At 70.0% G+C, this 17,254-nt stretch carries 13 protein-coding genes, 5 tRNA genes and 2 pseudogenes; 11 read left to right on the top strand and 9 right to left on the bottom strand.

The features are described 5' to 3' along the window. Together ADK64_RS12740 and ADK64_RS12745 are read left to right on the top strand one after the other, a co-directional pair. Positions 1-867, top strand: an 867-nt coding sequence (locus ADK64_RS12740; protein ID WP_324614394.1) for an acyl-CoA carboxylase subunit beta, incomplete at its 5' end; no start/stop codon positions are given. 57 nt (positions 868-924) lie between these two features. Beyond that, positions 925-1,113, top strand: coding sequence for an acyl-CoA carboxylase subunit epsilon (locus tag ADK64_RS12745; RefSeq protein WP_053658272.1), 189 nt, complete (start codon positions 925-927; stop codon positions 1,111-1,113). Positions 1,114-1,193: 80 nt separating this feature from the next. Here the strand turns inward: ADK64_RS12745 and ADK64_RS12750 are convergent. The 8 genes and pseudogenes from ADK64_RS12750 to ADK64_RS12785 all read right to left on the bottom strand — a co-directional run bounded on the left by ADK64_RS12750 (position 1,194) and on the right by ADK64_RS12785 (position 11,764). Next, a pseudogene (locus tag ADK64_RS12750) lies at positions 1,194-1,695 on the bottom strand (GTP-binding protein). Continuing rightward, positions 1,676-2,245 carry a DUF742 domain-containing protein gene (locus ADK64_RS12755; RefSeq protein WP_053658274.1) on the bottom strand — a complete coding sequence of 190 codons (570 nt, stop codon included), beginning with the start codon at positions 2,243-2,245 and terminating at the stop codon, positions 1,676-1,678. Before ADK64_RS12755 ends, ADK64_RS12750 begins: the two are co-directional and overlap by 20 nt. A 94-nt stretch (positions 2,246-2,339) precedes the next feature. Continuing rightward, complete coding sequence (locus ADK64_RS12760; RefSeq protein ID WP_005479603.1) at positions 2,340-2,753, bottom strand: roadblock/LC7 domain-containing protein; 414 nt, start codon at positions 2,751-2,753, stop codon at positions 2,340-2,342. Between the two features lie 10 nt (positions 2,754-2,763). Next, positions 2,764-5,976: a nitrate- and nitrite sensing domain-containing protein gene (locus ADK64_RS12765; protein WP_199829592.1), complete on the bottom strand. Its 3,213-nt coding sequence runs from the start codon at positions 5,974-5,976 to the stop codon at positions 2,764-2,766. A gap of 402 nt (positions 5,977-6,378) precedes the next feature. Beyond that, positions 6,379-6,896: pseudogene (locus ADK64_RS12770) on the bottom strand (GTP-binding protein). After that, a complete protein-coding gene (locus ADK64_RS12775; protein ID WP_019058642.1) occupies positions 6,877-7,275 on the bottom strand; it encodes a DUF742 domain-containing protein in 399 nt (132 codons plus the stop codon). Before ADK64_RS12775 ends, ADK64_RS12770 begins: the two are co-directional and overlap by 20 nt. Before the next feature lie 112 nt (positions 7,276-7,387). Beyond that, on the bottom strand, positions 7,388-7,801 hold the full coding sequence (locus tag ADK64_RS12780; RefSeq protein ID WP_003973453.1) for a roadblock/LC7 domain-containing protein: 414 nt from the start codon (positions 7,799-7,801) through the stop codon (positions 7,388-7,390). 9 nt (positions 7,802-7,810) lie between these two features. Next, complete coding sequence (locus ADK64_RS12785) at positions 7,811-11,764, bottom strand: nitrate- and nitrite sensing domain-containing protein (RefSeq protein ID WP_107092976.1); 3,954 nt, start codon at positions 11,762-11,764, stop codon at positions 7,811-7,813. A 570-nt stretch (positions 11,765-12,334) separates the two neighbouring features. Between ADK64_RS12785 and ADK64_RS12790 the strand changes: the two genes are divergently transcribed. The 9 genes from ADK64_RS12790 (at position 12,335) to ADK64_RS12830 (ending at position 16,496) form a co-directional block, all read left to right on the top strand. Further along, positions 12,335-12,523, top strand: a complete 189-nt coding sequence (locus ADK64_RS12790; protein ID WP_053658277.1) for a hypothetical protein — start codon at positions 12,335-12,337, stop codon at positions 12,521-12,523. 350 nt (positions 12,524-12,873) lie between these two features. Next, on the top strand, positions 12,874-13,659 hold the full coding sequence (locus ADK64_RS12795; RefSeq protein ID WP_053658279.1) for a fumarylacetoacetate hydrolase family protein: 786 nt from the start codon (positions 12,874-12,876) through the stop codon (positions 13,657-13,659). Next, on the top strand, positions 13,652-15,136 hold the full coding sequence (gene gltX, locus ADK64_RS12800; RefSeq protein ID WP_078992630.1) for a glutamate--tRNA ligase: 1,485 nt from the start codon (positions 13,652-13,654) through the stop codon (positions 15,134-15,136). The genes ADK64_RS12795 and gltX overlap by 8 nt, the downstream gene beginning before the upstream one ends. A gap of 79 nt (positions 15,137-15,215) precedes the next feature. Then, positions 15,216-15,944 (top strand): HAD family hydrolase, encoded by a 729-nt coding sequence (locus tag ADK64_RS12805; RefSeq protein WP_199829593.1) that lies wholly within the window; start codon positions 15,216-15,218, stop codon positions 15,942-15,944. Between the two features lie 90 nt (positions 15,945-16,034). After that, positions 16,035-16,106 (top strand) — tRNA-Gln (locus ADK64_RS12810). 21 nt (positions 16,107-16,127) lie between these two features. Further along, positions 16,128-16,200 (top strand) — tRNA-Glu (locus tag ADK64_RS12815). Positions 16,201-16,229: 29 nt separating this feature from the next. Next, a tRNA-Glu gene (locus ADK64_RS12820) sits at positions 16,230-16,302 on the top strand. Between the two features lie 21 nt (positions 16,303-16,323). Continuing rightward, a tRNA-Gln gene (locus ADK64_RS12825) sits at positions 16,324-16,395 on the top strand. A gap of 28 nt (positions 16,396-16,423) precedes the next feature. Then, positions 16,424-16,496: transfer RNA gene (locus tag ADK64_RS12830), tRNA-Glu, on the top strand. Positions 16,497-16,550: 54 nt separating this feature from the next. Here the strand turns inward: ADK64_RS12830 and ADK64_RS12835 are convergent. After that, positions 16,551-17,195 carry a MerR family transcriptional regulator gene (locus ADK64_RS12835; protein ID WP_053658284.1) on the bottom strand — a complete coding sequence of 215 codons (645 nt, stop codon included), beginning with the start codon at positions 17,193-17,195 and terminating at the stop codon, positions 16,551-16,553. Positions 17,196-17,254 lie beyond the last annotated feature (59 nt).

Raw genomic sequence — 17,254 nt, forward strand, 5'->3', positions numbered from 1 at the left:
GAGACCAGCGGTGTCTGCCACTTCGCCTACGACGACGAGGAGACCTGCCTCGCCGAGGTCCGCTACCTCCTGTCGCTGCTCCCGCAGAACAACCGCGAGAACCCCCCGCGCGTGGAGTCCTCCGACCCGGTCGACCGTCGCGGCGAGATCCTCTTCGACCTCGTCCCGGCGGACGGCAACCGGCCCTACGACATGGCCAAGGTCATCGAGGAGATCGTCGACGACGGCGAGTACCTGGAGGTCCACGAGCGCTGGGCACGGAACATCATCTGCGCGATGGCCCGCCTCGACGGCCAGGTCGTCGGCATCATCGCCAACCAGCCGCAGGTCCTCGCGGGCGTCCTGGACATCGAGGCCAGCGAAAAAGCTGCACGCTTTGTCCAGATGTGTGACGCTTTCAATATCCCGATCGTCACCTTCCTGGACGTGCCGGGGTTCCTCCCCGGCGTCGACCAGGAGCACGGCGGCATCATCCGCCACGGCGCGAAGCTGCTGTACGCCTACTGCAACGCGACCGTGCCGAGGATTTCGCTGATCCTGCGCAAGGCGTACGGAGGTGCCTACATCGTCATGGACTCCCAGTCGATCGGTGCCGACCTCACCTACGCCTGGCCGACGAACGAGATCGCGGTGATGGGCGCCGAGGGCGCCGCCAACGTCATCTTCCGCCGTCAGATCGCCGAGGCCCCGGACCCGGAGGCCATGCGGCAGAAGATGGTGAAGGAGTACAAGGCGGAGCTGATGCACCCGTACTACGCCGCCGAGCGCGGCCTGGTGGACGACGTGATCGACCCCAAGTCCCTGGCGATGCTCCAGTCCAAGCACGCCGACCTGCCCTCCCGCAAGCACGGCAACCCCCCGCAGTAACCGAGCGGACCCGCCGCGGCAACCCCGCGGACCTCTCTCTCACGGAGACTGACACCCATGAGCACTCCTGACATCCGCGTCGAGAAGGGCCACGCCGAGCCCGAGGAAGTCGCCGCCATCACGGCCATCCTCATGGCCCGCGCGGCCGCCCGCCCGACCCCGTCAGCCCACCGGGCCCACCCCAAGCCGGGCTGGCGCCGCCTGGAGCGCGAGGGCGGCTTCCGCTCCCCGCACAGCTGGCACTGAGCCTGTACGACGACGAAGGGCCCCTCTCGCAGGAGAGGGGCCCTTCGGGCTTTCGGGGGCGCGGGGCCCCCGTGGCCGAATCAGCGGAGTCGAGCCATCAGAGCGTGCTCGACCAACGTGATGAGCGCGGACTTGGCGTCAGCCCTGTGCCGCGCGTCCGTCGTGATGATCGGCGTGTCGGGGCCGATCTGCAGCGCCTCGCGCACCTCGTCCGGGTTGTACGGCTGGTTGCCGTCGAAGCCGTTGAGGGCGATGACGAACGGCAGGCCGCTGTTCTCGAAGTAGTCGACCGCGGGGAAGCAGTCGGCGAGCCGGCGGGTGTCCACGAGGACGATCGCGCCGATCGCGCCGCGCACCAGGTCGTCCCACATGAACCAGAAGCGGTCCTGGCCGGTCCCCGGTGTGGGTGAGGTCGTCGATGCCGGCCGAAGCGGACGTCATGACGGCCTCGGTGCGCAGCGGATTGATCTCCGAGACGGCACCCACGAACGTGGTCTTGCCCACGCCGAAGCCGCCCGCCACCACGATCTTCGCGGAGGTGGTGGAGCGGGAAGGACCGCCGCTAGAGCTTGCGAAGTCCACTGAGCACCCTTTCGAGCAGTGTCACGTCTGGCTGGCCACCGGCGTTCTCGTCGCCGCCGGGCTGATGGATGGCGACCAGGCCCGCCTCCGCCAAGTCGGCGACGAGAATCCTGGCCACGCCGAGGGGGATCGTGAGCAGGGCCGAGATCTCGGCCACCGACTTGATCTCCCGGCACAGGTTGCAGATCCGCTGATGCTCGGGCAGCTGGCCCTGCATCTGGTGCGGAGCGGCGGTGGTGTGCACCAGTGCCTCGATGGCGAGCTGGTAGCGCGGGCGCGTCCGGCCGCCGGTCATGGCGTACGGACGCACCAGGGGGTTGTTCGCTGCCGTGGCCGGCGCCGGCTCGGGGCGGCGCTGCGGCTGCACCGGCTGGATGCGCGGCGCCTGCGGCTGGTCGTACGGCGAGGGACCGGGGCCCTGCGGCGCGTACGGCTGCCGGTGGCTCGGCGCGGAGGGGAAGTTGTACCGGTTCGCCGAGCCGTCGCCCTGGCCCTGGGCAGGGCCGTACGACCAGTTGCCCGAAGACGAACCGCCTGGGGGTGTTGCCACTTTCTCCTCCTCCGACTGTGCCGGGCGCCCATCGCTGTGGAGCCGCGTCCCGAAACCTTACGGCCCCGGGACGCGAATACGCACCGTCCGATTACTAGTTGAGAAGGCTCCCCTGGAGCTCCGCACGGAGATCCGGGGTCAGGACCGTGCCCGCGCGGTCCACCAGAAGGGCCATCTCGTACCCGATGAGGCCGATGTCCGCTTCCGGGTGGGCCAGGACCGCGAGCGACGAACCGTCGGATACGGACATGATGAAGAGGAATCCCCGCTCCATCTCCACAACCGTCTGGTTCACGCTGCCTCCCTCGAAGATGCGGGAGGCGCCTGCCGTCAGGGACGTCAGACCGGAAGCGACGGCCGCGAGCTGGTCGGCGCGGTCGCGGGGGAAGCCTTCGGACATCGCCAGAAGGAGTCCGTCGGCGGAGACCACCACCGTGTGGGACACCCCCGGGGTGTTGTCCACGAAGTTGGTGATCAACCAGTTCAGGTTCTGTGCCGCCTGGCTCATCGGGCTCACACTAACGCTCCTGGTTGTAGGTGCTGTCAGGACCACTGTGTTGATTTCTAGTGGCCTGGCCGTTCGTTTCACTGCCTGCGCTGCGTCCGCGCTGGACGCCCCGACGCAGGTTGCTCAGCCTGCCCCGGACGTCCTCCGGGGCGCGGGAGACCTGGGGGCCTCCCTGAGGGGTGTTCTCGGCGGCGCCCTCGACCAGATTGGCCTTGGGCACCCGCCGCGGCAGCCCGGAGGCGGTGACCCCGCCTGCCTTCGGCTTCCGGAGCTGCGCGGCCTGCTGCCACCGCTCGTCGTTGGTCGAACGCCAGTCGCTGTCGCCGCTCGCCCCCGGGGCGCCCGCACCCGGTGCGGGAGCCGGCGCCTCCTGCTGCACGTGCGCCGTGGCGCCCGCGGCACTGGAGCCGTTGGAACCGCTCGCGGCGGACCCGCGGCGGGGCAGCCCGGCGTCGGTCATCTGGTGGGCGGCGGGAGAGGCCGGTCCCGGACGGTCGAAGCCTACGCGGTTGCGCTCGCCCACATCAGCGGCCTGCGAGGATTCCGTTTCCGGAGCGTACTGGGCCGGATACCCGTTCTGGTAACCGTCCTGCTGCGGCCAGTCGTCCTGGTAGGAGTGCGACTGGGCCGGCTCCTGGTACGCAGGGTCCGGGTAACCGCCGTTCGCGGAGAAGCCGTCGCCCTGCGGCAGACCGCCGTTCGGCGCGAAGTACTGCTCTTCGTACGGCTTGTCGTACGTCTCCTCGTACGAGGTCTGCTGCCGCTCCTCGTACGCCTGCTCCTGGTACGCCTGCTGCGGCTGCTCCTGGTAGGCCTGCCGGCCGTCGAACAGCGGGTCGGCGTACGACGCGGGTGCCTCGGGCTCCTGCTGCGGCTCACCGTGGCCCTGGGCCTCCAGGGCCGCGCGGCGCTCCTCGCGCATCAGGGAGCGGCCCACCGGGTCCAGCTCGCGGATGTCGTCGGGGACCTCGGTGTACCGGGTGTCGTCGAAGCCGAGCTCGGCGGCGGTGCGCATCGGCTCCACCTGGCCGAAGCTCTCACCCTGGAACTGCTGCTCCGGGATGATCTGCGAGACGGTGAACTCCTCGCGGTCCAGCGGCGCTTCGCCGCCACCGCCGTGCGTGATCGCGTCCGGCAGCATGACCAGGGAGGTCGTACCGGCCTGCTCGCCCGAGGGGCGCAGCTGGACACGGATGCCGTGCCGGTCGGACAGCCGGCCGACCACGAACAGACCCATGCGCTGGGAGATCGCGGCGTCCACGGTCGGCGGGTTGGCCAGCTTGTGGTTGATGTCCGCGAAGTCCTCGGCGGTGAGGCCGATGCCCTTGTCGTGGATCTCGATCATGATCCGACCGTCGGGCAGCCGGGTGGCCGTGACGCGAACCTTGGTCTGCGGGGAGGAGAACGTCGTCGCGTTCTCCAGCAGCTCGGCGAGCAGGTGCACGAGGTCGGTGACCGCGCGGCCGTGGATCTCGGCCTCCGGCACACCGGACAGCTCGATGCGCTCGTACTGCTCCACCTCGGAGGTGGCGGCACGCAGGACGTCCACGAGCGGGACCGGCTGGTCCCAGCGGCGGCCGGGCTCCTCGCCGGCGAGGACCAGGAGGTTCTCGCCGTTGCGGCGCATACGGGTCGCGAGGTGGTCCAGGCGGAAGAGGTTCTCCAGCTGGTCCGGGTCGGCCTCGTTGTTCTCCAGGTCGGTGATCAGGGTCAGCTGGCCCTCGATCAGCGACTGGTTGCGGCGCGACAGGTTCGTGAAGATCGCGTTGATGTTGCCCCGCAGCAGGGCCTGCTCGGAGGCGAGCCGGACCGCCTCGCGGTGGACCTGGTCGAAGGCGCGGGCGACCTCGCCGATCTCGTCCTTGGTGGTGATCGGGATCGGCGCCACCCGGGTGTCGACCCGGCCGGGGTCGGTGCGGGAGAGCTGGTCGACCAGCATCGGCAGGCGCTGCTCGGCGATGCCGAAGGCGGCGTTGCGCAGCTGGCGCATCGAGCGGCTCATCTGGCGGGCCACGGCACCGGCCAGGATGAAGGCCAGCAGCAGCGCGATCACGACGACGGCACCGGTGGTGAACGCGGAGGTCTTCGCGTCGTCGGCGATGGACGAGGCCTCGTTCACGGCCTTGTCGGCCATGTCCGACTCGATCTGCCGGTAGGCGTTGAACTTGAGCGTGTTGACCGCCCACCAGTTCTGCGCGGTGATGCCCTTCTGGGCGAGTGCCTCACGCGCGACGGGGTCGGTCGAGTCCAGCGTGGCGAGCGCCGTGACCATCTTCTGCGGGTCGGACGGCGGCGCGATGTAGGCCGGGTCCTTGGCCTTGGCCTGCTGGGCCATCGCCGCGGCCTGGGTCTGGATGTCCCTCTTCTCCGTGTCCAGCTTGTCCGCGTCGGCCTGGGTGCCACCGCCGATGTACTCCTCGACGGCGATGCCCTCCAGATAGGCGTAGGAGGACAGGGCGACGCGCTGGCTGGCCAGGTTGGGGGCGTCGGGACCCGGCTTGACCAGGATGTGCGTGCCGATCGAGCGCTCCAGCGACAGTGCCGCCTTGGTGAGCGAGATGGCGTAGACGGTACGGCCGTAGGAGGTGATGTTGCCGGTGCCCAGACCCAGCTCGTTGGCGAACTCCATCAGCGGGTGCGCGACCTTGACGTAGCCCTCCTCGGTCTGCACACCCGGGAACTTGGTGGTGTACGCGCCCGCCCGCAGCGTCTGCAGATAGGGCTCGGCCTCCCGGAACAGCTTCAGCCGGCGCTCCAGGCCGGACTTGTGCGGCATGCTCTGGGCTGCCTGGTCGAAGGCGTCGGCGGCCTTGTCGGTCGCGGCGCGGGCGGCGGTGACCGTCTGCTTGTCCTGGGCCGTCTCCAGCTTGCCCTTGAGCAGGGGAGCGGCGGTGGTGTCCCGCTCGTTGTAGAGGGCGTCGGCGTACGACAGCGAGGCGCGCACCAGACGGGCGGTGTTCTCGGCGTCACGGGCCTGCTGCCAGGTGTCGATCGAGTTGTTCACCTGGAAGCCGCCCATGACGAGGCCGACCGCCACGGGTATCAGCAGGATCGCGTTCAGTCTGGTCGGCACGCGCCAGTTGCGCGGGGAGAAACGGCCGCCGCTGGGCGCGGGAGCGGCCGCCGGTTCCGCGCCGGTGACGGGGGTGGGCGCCGCAGCGCGCGGCGGCGGGGTGAAGTTGCCCCGCGCCGACGGCTCGGGACCGTTCTTGCTTCGCCTCACTCGACCAACAACCTCTCGGCGAACGGCACCTACGTCGTGCCGCAGTCTCTCAGAGCCCGGTTCGTCATCGACCACGTAGTACGTCTTTGACTATTGGGCAGTTCACGCATTCCAGCACGTGGACCAGCGCTCTTCCAAACAGCGGAAACCTCTGAAGAGCGGTGATGTAAGCCCTAGATAAAACGGTCATAAAGAGCGAGCCCCGCCAAAAGGCGGGGCCGTTGTGAGCGCAGCGGTACCGCTCGACCGCGTCGCGTGGTGATACCCGGGGATTCCTCTGCCGAACTGTTATGAACACCGGAGCCGACCGTGTCAAAGGCCACAGTCGGCTCCGGTGCGTGATTCCGGTGCGTTTACGACAACTGCCGTACGGGGCGTCGTACTTGGGTGCGTATGCGCGTGTTATCGCAGGCGGGCCATCAGGGCGTGCTCCACCAGCGTGATCAGCGCACTCTTGGCGTCCGCGCGGTGCCGGGCGTCGGTCGTGATGATCGGGGCGTCCGGTCCGATCTGCAGCGCCTCGCGCACCTCGTCGGGCGTGTAGGGCTGCTGGCCGTCGAAGCCGTTGAGGGCGATGACGAACGGCAGGCCGCTGTTCTCGAAGTAGTCCACGGCCGGGAAGCAGTCGGCGAGCCGGCGGGTGTCCACGAGGACGATCGCGCCGATCGCGCCGCGCACCAGGTCGTCCCACATGAACCAGAAGCGGTCCTGGCCGTGGCCACCGTGGTGGTGGTCTTGTCCCCGGTGTGGGTGAGGTCGTCGATGCCCGCGCTGGCGGACGTCATGACGGCCTCGGTGCGCAGCGGGTTGATCTCCGAGACGGCGCCGACGAACGTGGTCTTGCCCACGCCGAAGCCGCCCGCCACCACGATCTTCGCGGAGGTGGTGGCCCGACCCGTGTCAGAGCTTGCGAAGTCCACTGAGCACCCTTTCGAGCAGCGTCACGTCCGGAGCGCCGCCGTTGTTCTCGTCGCCACCAGGCTGGTGGATGGCGACCAGGCCGGCCTCGGCGAGGTCGGCGACCAGGATCCGGGCCACACCGAGCGGCATGGCCAGCAGCGCGGAGACCTCCGCGACCGACTTGACCTCCCGGCACAGGTGGCAGATGCGCTGGTGCTCCGGGAGCAGTCCCATGAGCGCTGCCGGGTCGGCCGTGGTGCTGATGAGCGCCTCGATGGCGAGCTGGTAGCGCGGCCGGGTCCGGCCACCGGTCATCGCGTACGGACGTACCAGCGGCTGGTCGCCCTCGTCCCCGTACGGCTCCGCGTACGGATCATGAGAGGCGGTGGGCGGGGTCATGAATCCTCCGGGCGGGACAGCAAGTCGGTCAGTCGTGCCGTCTGACGTGGGCCGGTGGGGGGATTGTGGCGGCCGGACGGTGTTTTGGTGAGGTGGGTGGTGCCGGGGCGAGTCAGTGGAGCAGACTGCCTTGGAGTTCGGCGCGCAGATCCGGGGTGAGAACCGCACCCGCGCGGTCGACGAGCAGTGCCATCTCGTAGCCGACGAGACCGATGTCGCACTCGGGGTGGGCCAGTACCGCAAGGGAAGACCCGTCCGAGACGGACATCAGGAAAAGGAAGCCGCGCTCCATCTCGACGACCGTCTGCGCCACGTTGCCGCCCTCGAAGATCCGGGACGCCCCGGCCGTGAGAGAGGTCAACCCGGACGCGACGGCCGCCAGCTGGTCGGCGCGGTCCCGCGGGAAACCTTCGGACATCGCCAGCAGAAGGCCGTCGGCGGAGACCACCACCGTGTGCGACACCCCGGGGGTGTTGTCCACGAAGTTGGTGATCAACCAGTTCAGGTTCTGTGCCGCCTGGCTCATCGGACTCAACTAACGCTCCTGCTGGTGAGTGGGGCTCGGGTAGCTGCCGGTCTGGCCGCTGCCGGCCTGACGGCCCTGAGCGATGCCCCGACGGAGATTGGTCAGCCGTCCGCGTACGTCGTCAGGCGCACGCGAGACCTGCGGACCGGCTTGGTTCTGCTGCTGCTGAGCCGTGCCCGGGACGAGGTTCGCCCGGGGCACCCGGCGCGGCAGGCCGGAGGTGGTGACACCGCCGGCGGCGGGCTGCCGGACCCGCTCGGCCTGCCGGACGAGTTCGTCGTTCGGCGAGGTACGCCAGGAGCCGGTGTTCGAGCCGTTGCCGTTGCCGTTCACCCCGCGCTGCGGCGCGGGAGCCTGCGCGGGCGCCTGCGCCTGCTGCGGCTGCTGCTGCGCGGGCGCGCCCTCCGCCTGCGGACCGCCGTGGAACCAGTTGGTCTCCAGCGTGTCGAACAGCGGGGTACGTCCGTCTCCCGGGCCGCTGGCCGGCGGCAGAGCCTCCGGCTCACGGTGGACCGGGCGCTGCTGCTGCGGGGTCGGCGGGCGCGGGGCGCCGAAGTCGTTCCGGGCGCCCGGCTGCGGACGCTCGAACTGGCCGGTGTGCGACGGGTTCTGCGCCGGGCTCTGCCGCCCGGGCAGCGAGTGCTGTCCGGTGGAGCTGTCGTCGAAGTGGCCGTCGTACGCCTGCGGAGCTGTGAACCGGCCGGTGTCCCGGGCGCCGTCGTCCTGCCGCGCGGGCGCCGCCGGAGTGCCGAAGACGTCGGAGCGGACGAATGAGCCCGAGCCCTGCTGACCACTTTGCTGATCGCCGTGACCGTCGAACCGGTCCGGCAGCTGCGGGGCCTCGGGACGGGCGAACTGACCCGTCTGCTGGGCGTTGTCCGGATGCGCGAACTGCCCGGTCTGCTCCGGGCTGTCCGGGCGGGGGAACTGCCCGGTCTGCCGGGGGCTGTCGGGGCGGGCGAACTGGCCGGTCTGCTGGGGGCCGTCGGGCCGCGGGAACTGGCCCGTGTTCTGGGGGCCGCCGAAGGTGCTCAGCTCCGGGCGCGGGAACTCGCCCGTGGCGGACGGGCCCTGGGCGTCGATCCGGGGTATCTCCGAGGTCGAGCCCGGACCCTGCCGGTCGTCGACGCGCGGCATGCGCGCGGTGTGCGACGGGTCCTGCTCGTCGTGGCCGCGCGGGGTGTCCAGCGAGGCACGCGACAGCGGGGCCTGGGAGTCGGCCCAGTTCGGGGTGCGCGGCTGCGGGCCGCCGCCGGGCAGTTCGGCCCGCGGACCGCCGCGCGGCGGCAGCTGGGGCTGACGGCCCTGGTCGGAGGGGGCGCCGGGGCGCTGCTGCGAGCCACGGCCGCCGAAGGCGTCCTGCTGCGGCCCGCCCGGGTTCGCGGCCTGCAGCCCCTGCGGGGCACCGGGTGCCTGACCGCCGAAGCCGCCCGCACCGGAACCCGTGGGCACCGGCCGGCCCTGCTGCGGACCACCGAGGCCACCGGGCCCACCGGGACCGCCCTGGGGGCCACGCTGACCGCCCGGCGCACCGGGACGTCCGCCCTGGCCCGCGCCGGGCAGCGCGGCCCGGGGACCCTGGCCGGAGCCGACCTGACCGCGCGGGGCGGGACCGGCACCGAGCAGACCGCCGCCCGCCGGGGCGCCGCCGAGGGCACCGCCCTGGCCGTTGCCGCCGTTTCCGCGCCGTGCCGCGGCCACACCGGCGGCGGCCTGCGCGGCGGCGGGACCACCGCTCGCGCCGGGCGCGCCCGGCTTGCCCGGAGCGGGCTTCTTGCCGCCCTGGGCCACGTCCACGGGCAGCATGACCAGCGCGGTCGTACCGCCGGAGTCGGACGGGCGCAGCTGGATGCGGATGCCGTGCCGCTGCGACAGCCGGCCGACCACGAAGAGGCCCATGCGGCGGGAGACCGAGACGTCCACGGTGGGCGGCGAGGCGAGCCGCTCGTTGATCGCCGCGAGGTCCTCGGGGGAGAGGCCGATACCGGTGTCGTGGATCTCGATCAGCACGCGGCCGTCGGGCAGCGCGTGACCGGTGACCTTGACCTTGGTCTGCGGCGAGGAGAACGAGGTGGCGTTCTCCAGCAGCTCGGCGAGCAGGTGCACGAGGTCGTTGACGACGCGGCCGGCGACCTCGGTGGTGGGCACGGAGGCCAGCTCGATGCGCTCGTACTGCTCCACCTCGGACGCGGCGGCACGGAGCACGTCGACCAGCGGGACCGGGCGGGTCCAGCGGCGGCCGGGCTCCTCACCGGCGAGGACGAGGAGGTTTTCGCCGTTACGGCGCATACGGGTCGCGAGGTGGTCGAGCTTGAACAGCGAGGACAGCTGGTCCGGGTCGGCCTCGCGGGACTCCAGTTCGGAGATGAGCGACAGCTGACGCTGGATGAGGCCCTGGGAGCGGCGCGAGAGGTTGGTGAACATCGCGTTGACGTTGCCCCGCAGCAGGGCCTGCTCGGCGGCGAGGCGGACCGCCTCGCGGTGCACGTCGTCGAAGGCCGCGGCCACCTGGCCGATCTCGTCCCGGGAGTGCACACCGACGGACTCGACGGAGGTGTCGACGTCCTGCGGGTCGGACTCCGACAGCTGCTTGACCAGCTCGGGCAGCCGGTCCTGGGCGACCTTGGTCGCGGTCTCCTGCAGTCGACGCAGCGAGCGGATCATGGACCGGGCCACGACGAACGCGCCGACCAGCGAGACGCCGAGCACGAGCAGGATCAGCGCACCGGAGATGATGGCGTCCTGCTGGGTCGCGCTCTTCAGCTCGCGGGCCTTCTGCTCCATCTCCTCGAGCAGCGTGTGCTCGATCTTCTTCATCTGCTCGATCTTGGTCGAGCTGTCGTCCACCCAGTCCTTGTACGACCGCGCCGGCAGCTGCTGCATACCGGTGGAGGACTCGAAGGAGCGCTTGGCGTAGGTGTCGGCGGACTCGATCGTCGGGTTGCCCGCGTCGATCGGGCCGAGGAGTTCCTCCGCGTTCCCCTGGCTCGCGTAGATCTTGCGGAAGATCGCCAGCTCGGAGTTCTCGCTCTCGTAGGCCGACTGGCCGTAGAGGCGGTCGTTCTCGGAGAGGTTGCCCTTGGACGAGGTGGTCGCGGGCAGCGCGGCGGCGATCGCCGCGCGCTGCTCGGAGGCGTACTCCTTGGCGGTGGAGAAGGCCGCCAGGGCGCGGGTGCGGGAGATCATCTCCGGGTTGCTGGACGCCTCGGCCATGTCCTGGGACAGGTCGATCAGCTGGGTGATCAGCCGGTGGTACGACTCGATGGTCTGGGTCGAGTTGCCCTGCGCCTGGTAGGCGGACCGGCGGATCTTGGCCAGGTCGTCCAGCTGGTTGGCGAGGCCGACGAGTGCGTCACGGACGCCCTGGAGGTTGCCGTTCTTGCTGGCCGCGTCGATCTGCTCGGAGGCGTCGAGGAAGTTCTCGCGGGCCCGGTCGGTCTTCTCCTGGTAGCCCTTGACCGTGTAGTCGGTCGCCTTCAGACCGTGGGCGAGGGGACCGGCGGACTGGTCGCGCTCCTCCTGGAGCGCGGCGGCCAGCTCGGTGGCCTGCTTGGTCATGTCCGTCAGCAGCTTCATGTTGTCGAGCTGCTGGATGTCGTTCATCGACTGGTCGATGCGCAGCGCGCCCAGCGAGGTCGCCGCGACCACGGGCAGGGCGAGCAGCGAGACCAGACGCGTGGAGATGCGCCAGTTGCGCAGGGCCATGCGCGAACCGGGGCCGGTGGGGCCCTTGACGGGGCTGACGCTCGGCGTGCCGGTCCCGGAGGTGCCGGACCCGCCCGAGGCCGACGCCGTCGGCGAGGACGCTCCCGGGGCGCCGGGGCGCCCACCGCCGTCTCCGGCCGGGGCCGTGCCCTGGTTCTGGGCGTGCTGGGGCGAGGAGCTGCCCTTCATGGGGCCAGTCCCGTCGTGCGACTCCGGCTCCGCCGAAGCGCTGCCATCCCTCTTGAAACGTCCCTGCACTAGCGTCGCAACCTCTGGACCAGGCACCCCTCCGCGCGAGCGGAGAGACACGGTGTCGGCGTTTTGGAGAGCGCCCTGAATACGCCCCCCGGTGGTCTTGAGTGACCGGCGCTGGTTCCCCCCTGTCCCGCCGCCGCTCGGCGCTGCGTCGCGCCGCTGTGCGCCGGCTCGATCCCGCGGCGGTCCGTGGAATTCCAGCACAGTGCCGGATCTCCAACAAGGGCCGTGTGCCGAGCCGTGTGCTCGGTGACGGGCTGTGAGTGCCGTGTCACCAGACGTGGAAGCTTATCCCGTGCATATCGGGCGTATGCCTGCGAGTTGCCGGTCGGTGCCAGGTGTCCCAGTCGCCATGATCAGGAGCGGAATGATGGCTTCAGGGGGTCAATGTCCGTTTCGTCAGGGCGGATTGCTGGCCAGATTTGACCGGTTTGTCTGTGAGGTCGTGAGGAAACTCACATGCGTCACGGGGGCAGTTGGCGCCATCGGTGGGGAATCGGATGTTTAGCCTGACGCTTTACAAGAGGGACGACTCTGCAAACCCACTCGACCAGAGGGCACAGGACGACAACGGTGAAGACGACGATGATGTTCCACAAGATCGCCAACCCGCGGCGCACGACCCTGGCGCACCTCAAGGACGCCGACGAGCTGCAGACCCCCGAGCTGCCGGAGCACTCCCTCGACCTCCCGGCCCACACGGCGAACCCCCGGCGCACCATCCTGGTCGACGTCCCGGCCCAGGCGATCGCCGCAGAGTAGCCGACCGGCACTCACCTATTCCGCCGAATTCCCGGGAGCGCTTTTTCGAACGGTGCCCGGACCGGCCGTGACGCTCGCGCCGGAATTTCCCCGGACGGCTTTTCCGGGCACCTCGGCGACCACCCGGAACACCTCGGTGGCCGTGCTGCCACGGCCGTCGACGTGCCGTACGGACCAGGACGCGGCCACCCGGAGCGCACGCCGGACAACGCGAAGCCGGAATTCCGACCCCCTCATTTCCGTACCGGAAAAACGGCGTCGCCAGGCCGCACCGGCCGAACGCCGGACGGCCCGACCGGTTAACCTGGGGCGTCAGTACGCCGGTTCTAGTTGAGGGGCGCAAGGATCCCGTGCGCATCGCCAGGTTCTCCATCGACGGGAACGTCGCCTTCGGCGCGGTCGAGGGCGACAAGCAGGACGAACTCGTCCTCGACATCATCAAGGGCATCCCGTTCGCGGACTACGAGCTGTCCGGTACGAAGGTGCCGCTGAGCAAGGTCAGGCTGCTCCCGCCGGTCCTGCCCAACAAGGTCGTGGCGTTCGGCCGCAACTACGCCGAGCACGCGCGCGAGCTGGGCAACGAGGTGCCCGAGGCCCCGTTCGCCTTCTTCAAGCCGTCCACCTCGGTGATCGGGCCCGGCGACGCCATCCAGTACCCGCCGTTCTCCGAGGAACTGCACCACGAGGCCGAGCTGGCCGTCGTCATCGGCCGCATGTGCCGTGAGGTCCCGCGCGAGCGCGTCAAGGACGTGATCTTCGGCTACACCTGCGCCAACGACGTCACCGCCCGCGATGTGCAGAAGCGCGAGAAGCAGTGGGCCCGGGCCAAGGGCTTCGACACCTCCTGCCCGCTCGGCCCCTGGGTGGAGACGGATCTGGACCTGGAGCGCGCGAGCGATCTGACCGTCCAGTGCACGGTCAACGGCCAGCAGCGCCAGCTCGGCCGGACGAGCGAGATGATCCACCCCATCGAGGACCTGATCGTCAACATCTCCGAGGCCATGACCCTGCTCCCCGGCGACGTCGTCCTCACCGGCACCCCGGCAGGGGTCGGCCCCCTGAACGTCGGCGACGAGGTCGCCGTCACCATCGAAGGCATCGGCACTCTCACCAACAAGGTTGTCAAGCGTGGCTAGCGCACCCGGCTCCCCCGTACGCGTCCGTTTCTGCCCCTCGCCCACCGGAAACCCCCATGTGGGCCTGGTCCGCACCGCCCTGTTCAACTGGGCGTTCGCCCGCCACCACCAGGGCACCCTGGTGTTCCGCATCGAGGACACCGACGCGGCCCGCGACTCGGAGGAGTCGTACAACCAGCTGCTCGACGCGATGCGCTGGCTCGGCTTCGACTGGGACGAGGGCCCCGAGGTCGGCGGCCCGCACGCGCCGTACCGGCAGTCGCAGCGCATGGACCTCTACAAGGACGTCGCGGCCAAGCTCCTGGACGCCGGCCACGCCTACCGCTGCTACTGCTCCCAGGAGGAGCTGGACTCCCGCCGCGAGGCCGCCCGCGCCGCAGGCAGGCCCTCCGGCTACGACGGCCACTGCCGCGACCTGAGCGCCGCGCAGGTCGAGGAGTACCAGGCCCAGGGCCGCGCCCCGATCGTCCGGTTCCGGATGCCCGACGAGACGATCACCTTCACCGACCTGGTCCGCGGCGAACTGACGTTCACGCCCGAGAACGTCCCGGACTACGGCATCGTCCGCGCGAACGGCGCCCCGCTGTACACGCTGGTCAACCCGGTCGACGACGCCCTGATGGAGATCACCCACGTCCTGCGCGGCGAGGACCTGCTCTCCTCCACCCCGCGCCAGGTCGCCCTGTACAAGGCGCTGATCGAGCTGGGCATCGCGCAGCAGGTCCCGGCCTTCGGGCACCTGCCGTACGTGATGGGCGAGGGCAACAAGAAGCTCTCCAAGCGCGACCCGCAGGCGTCCCTCAACCTCTACCGCGAGCAGGGCTTCCTGCCCGAGGGGCTGCTCAACTACCTGTCGCTGCTCGGCTGGTCGCTCTCGGCGGACCAGGACATCTTCACGATCGAGGAGATGGTCGCGGCCTTCGACATCTCGGACGTGAACCCCAACCCGGCGCGCTTCGACCTGAAGAAGTGCGAGGCGATCAACGCCGACCACATCCGCATGCTGGACGTGAAGGAGTTCACCGAGCGCTGCGGTCCGTGGCTGAAGGCCCCGTTCGCCCCCTGGGCGCCGGAGGACTTCGACGAGGCGAAGTGGGAGGCGATCGCCCCGCACGCGCAGACCCGCCTCAAGGTCCTCTCGGAGATCACCGACAACGTCGACTTCCTGTTCCTCGCCGAGCCGGTCGAGGACGAGGCGTCGTGGACGAAGGCGATGAAGGAGGGCAGCGACGCCCTGCTCCGCTCGGCCCGCGAGAAGCTGGAGTCCGCGGACTGGACCTCCGCCGAGTCGCTGAAGGAGGCCGTCCTGGCCGCCGGCGAGGCCCACGGCCTCAAGCTCGGCAAGGCCCAGGCCCCGGTCCGCGTCGCCGTCACGGGCCGTACCGTCGGCCTGCCGCTCTTCGAGTCCCTGGAAGTCCTGGGCAAGGAGACGACGCTGGCCCGCATCGACGCGGCCCTGGCGAAGCTCACCGCGTAACCGCACGGCACCCGCAGGGGCGGCATCCGGATGTCCGGATGCCGCCCTTGTCGTATGTGCCACGGGATAGGTTCGAAGCATGACGATCAGAGCCGTGGTCTGGGACGTGGACGACACCCTGTTCGACTACACGACGGCGGACCGGGAGGGCATGAGCGCCTTCCTGGAAGCCGAGGGGCTGCTCGCCTGGTACGGCGGACCGGACGAGGCGCTGCAGTGGTGGCGGGAGTGCACCGACCGCCAGTGGGCGCGGTACGCGGCGGGCGAGAACACCTTCGAGGGGCAGCGGCGCGACCGCGTCCGGTACTTCCTGGGCGAGCCGCTCGGCGACGCCGAGGCGGACGCCTGGTTCGCCCGCTACCTGCGTCACTACGAAACCGCCTGGCGGCTGTTCCCGGACGTCCTGCCCGCCCTGGACGCCCTCTCCGCCCACCGGCACGCGGTGCTGTCCAACTCGAGCATCACGGTCCAGGAGCACAAGCTGCGCACCCTCGGCATCCTCGACCGCTTCGAGGCCGTCCTGTGCGCCGCCGAGCTGGGGGTCTCCAAGCCGCAGGCCGCCGCCTTCCTGGCGGTCTGCGAGACCCTCGGACTGCCGCCGCACGAGGTGGCCTACGTCGGCGACCACCCGGAGATCGACGGGCGGGGCGCCGCCGAGGCCGGGCTGCTGTCCGTGTGGATCGACCGCGGGCGGGCCGGCGAGCAGGAGGCCGGGGAGGTCGCCCTGCACCGGATCTCGACCCTGGCCGAACTCCCCGCGCTCGTCCGCGCGGATACCCGTTTTGGAGCCCCGTCCACCTTCGGGTAATGTTCTTCCTGCGCCGAGGGGAGCGGGCCGAAAGGCCGGAGCCCCGAGGAGCAAACTAGAACGAGGACCCCGCAGGGGCTTGAGTTCCAGTGGCCTATGGTGTAATTGGCAGCACGACTGATTCTGGTTCAGTTAGTCTTGGTTCGAGTCCAGGTAGGCCAGCTCGCAGAGCTCATCTGCAAAGCCCCCGTTGTGTAGCGGCCTAGCACGCTGCCCTCTCAAGGCAGTAGCGCCGGTTCGAATCCGGTCGGGGGTACTGATCCTGATCCTGTCGGGATCGCTAGGGCCCCCGTTGTGTAGCGGCCTAGCACGCCGCCCTCTCAAGGCGGTAGCGCCGGTTCGAATCCGGTCGGGGGTACTGACTGGTCTAAACCATCATTGGTCTATGGTGTAATTGGCAGCACGACTGATTCTGGTTCAGTTAGTCTTGGTTCGAGTCCAGGTAGACCAGCTCGGACCTGCGGAAACGCAGTGTCCAGGCCCCCGTTGTGTAGCGGCCTAGCACGCCGCCCTCTCAAGGCGGTAGCGCCGGTTCGAATCCGGTCGGGGGTACATCAGAGAAGGCCCTTCGCTTCGGCGGAGGGCCTTCGTCGTACCCGGCGCCGACTACGTGAAGCCGTACCGCCGCGCCGTCTCCTCCTCCTGGGCCAGCCGGTGCAGCGCCTGCTTCACCGGCTCGTTGAGGATCACTCCCAGGATCGCGAACTCGATCCGCTCCGCCTCCGACGGGTACGCCTCCATGTTGTCCAGGTCTAGAACGGCTGTCCGGTACATCAACTCGGCGTACGGGGCGAGGAGTTCGGCCCCGAAGGTGTAGCCGATGCGGCGGAACGCGGCCACCGCCACCACCAGCGAGCGGTACGCGGGGGAGATGGTGATGAGCTGCTTGGCGTTCTCCCAGCCGAGCTGGTCCAGGAGCCTGTCGACCTCCTGGTGCGCGGCCCGGACGTACTCGTCGTCCTCGTCCGGCTCCGGCACCTGCGGCAGCGCCCACAGTGCCGCGCCCAGGCGGATCGTGCGGGGCAGGGAATCGTCGTCCACGTGACCGAGCACCTCGCGCACCTTCGCCACCGGTACCCGGCCCACCTGGATCATCGCGCGCACCAGCCGCAGCCGGCGCAGGTGTTCCTCGTCGTACTCCGCGGTCGTCGTGTTGACCTGGTGGCCCGGCGGCAACAGCCCTTCGCGCAGGTAGTACTTGATCGTCGCGGTGGACACACCGCTGCGTCTGCTCAGCTCGGCGAGCCGCATGTCTTGCGCCCCTTCTTGGATAACGGCACTATCTAAGCATCGGTACTTGGATAGCTTTG

This window comes from Streptomyces sp. MMG1121, assembly GCF_001280015.1.
Taxonomy (GTDB): domain Bacteria; phylum Actinomycetota; class Actinomycetes; order Streptomycetales; family Streptomycetaceae; genus Streptomyces.

What these genes read in the sequence shown, in the direction of transcription:
- ADK64_RS12745 (WP_053658272.1), top strand. Translation starts at nt 925, where the DNA reads ATGAGCACTCCTGACATCCGCGTCGAGAAGGGCCACGCCGAGCCCGAG.
- ADK64_RS12760 (WP_005479603.1), bottom strand. Translation starts at nt 2,753, where the DNA reads ATGAGCCAGGCGGCACAGAACCTGAACTGGTTGATCACCAACTTCGTG.
- ADK64_RS12775 (WP_019058642.1), bottom strand. Translation starts at nt 7,275, where the DNA reads ATGACCCCGCCCACCGCCTCTCATGATCCGTACGCGGAGCCGTACGGG.
- ADK64_RS12780 (WP_003973453.1), bottom strand. Translation starts at nt 7,801, where the DNA reads ATGAGCCAGGCGGCACAGAACCTGAACTGGTTGATCACCAACTTCGTG.
- ADK64_RS12805 (WP_199829593.1), top strand. Translation starts at nt 15,216, where the DNA reads ATGACGATCAGAGCCGTGGTCTGGGACGTGGACGACACCCTGTTCGAC.
- ADK64_RS12835 (WP_053658284.1), bottom strand. Translation starts at nt 17,195, where the DNA reads ATGCGGCTCGCCGAGCTGAGCAGACGCAGCGGTGTGTCCACCGCGACG.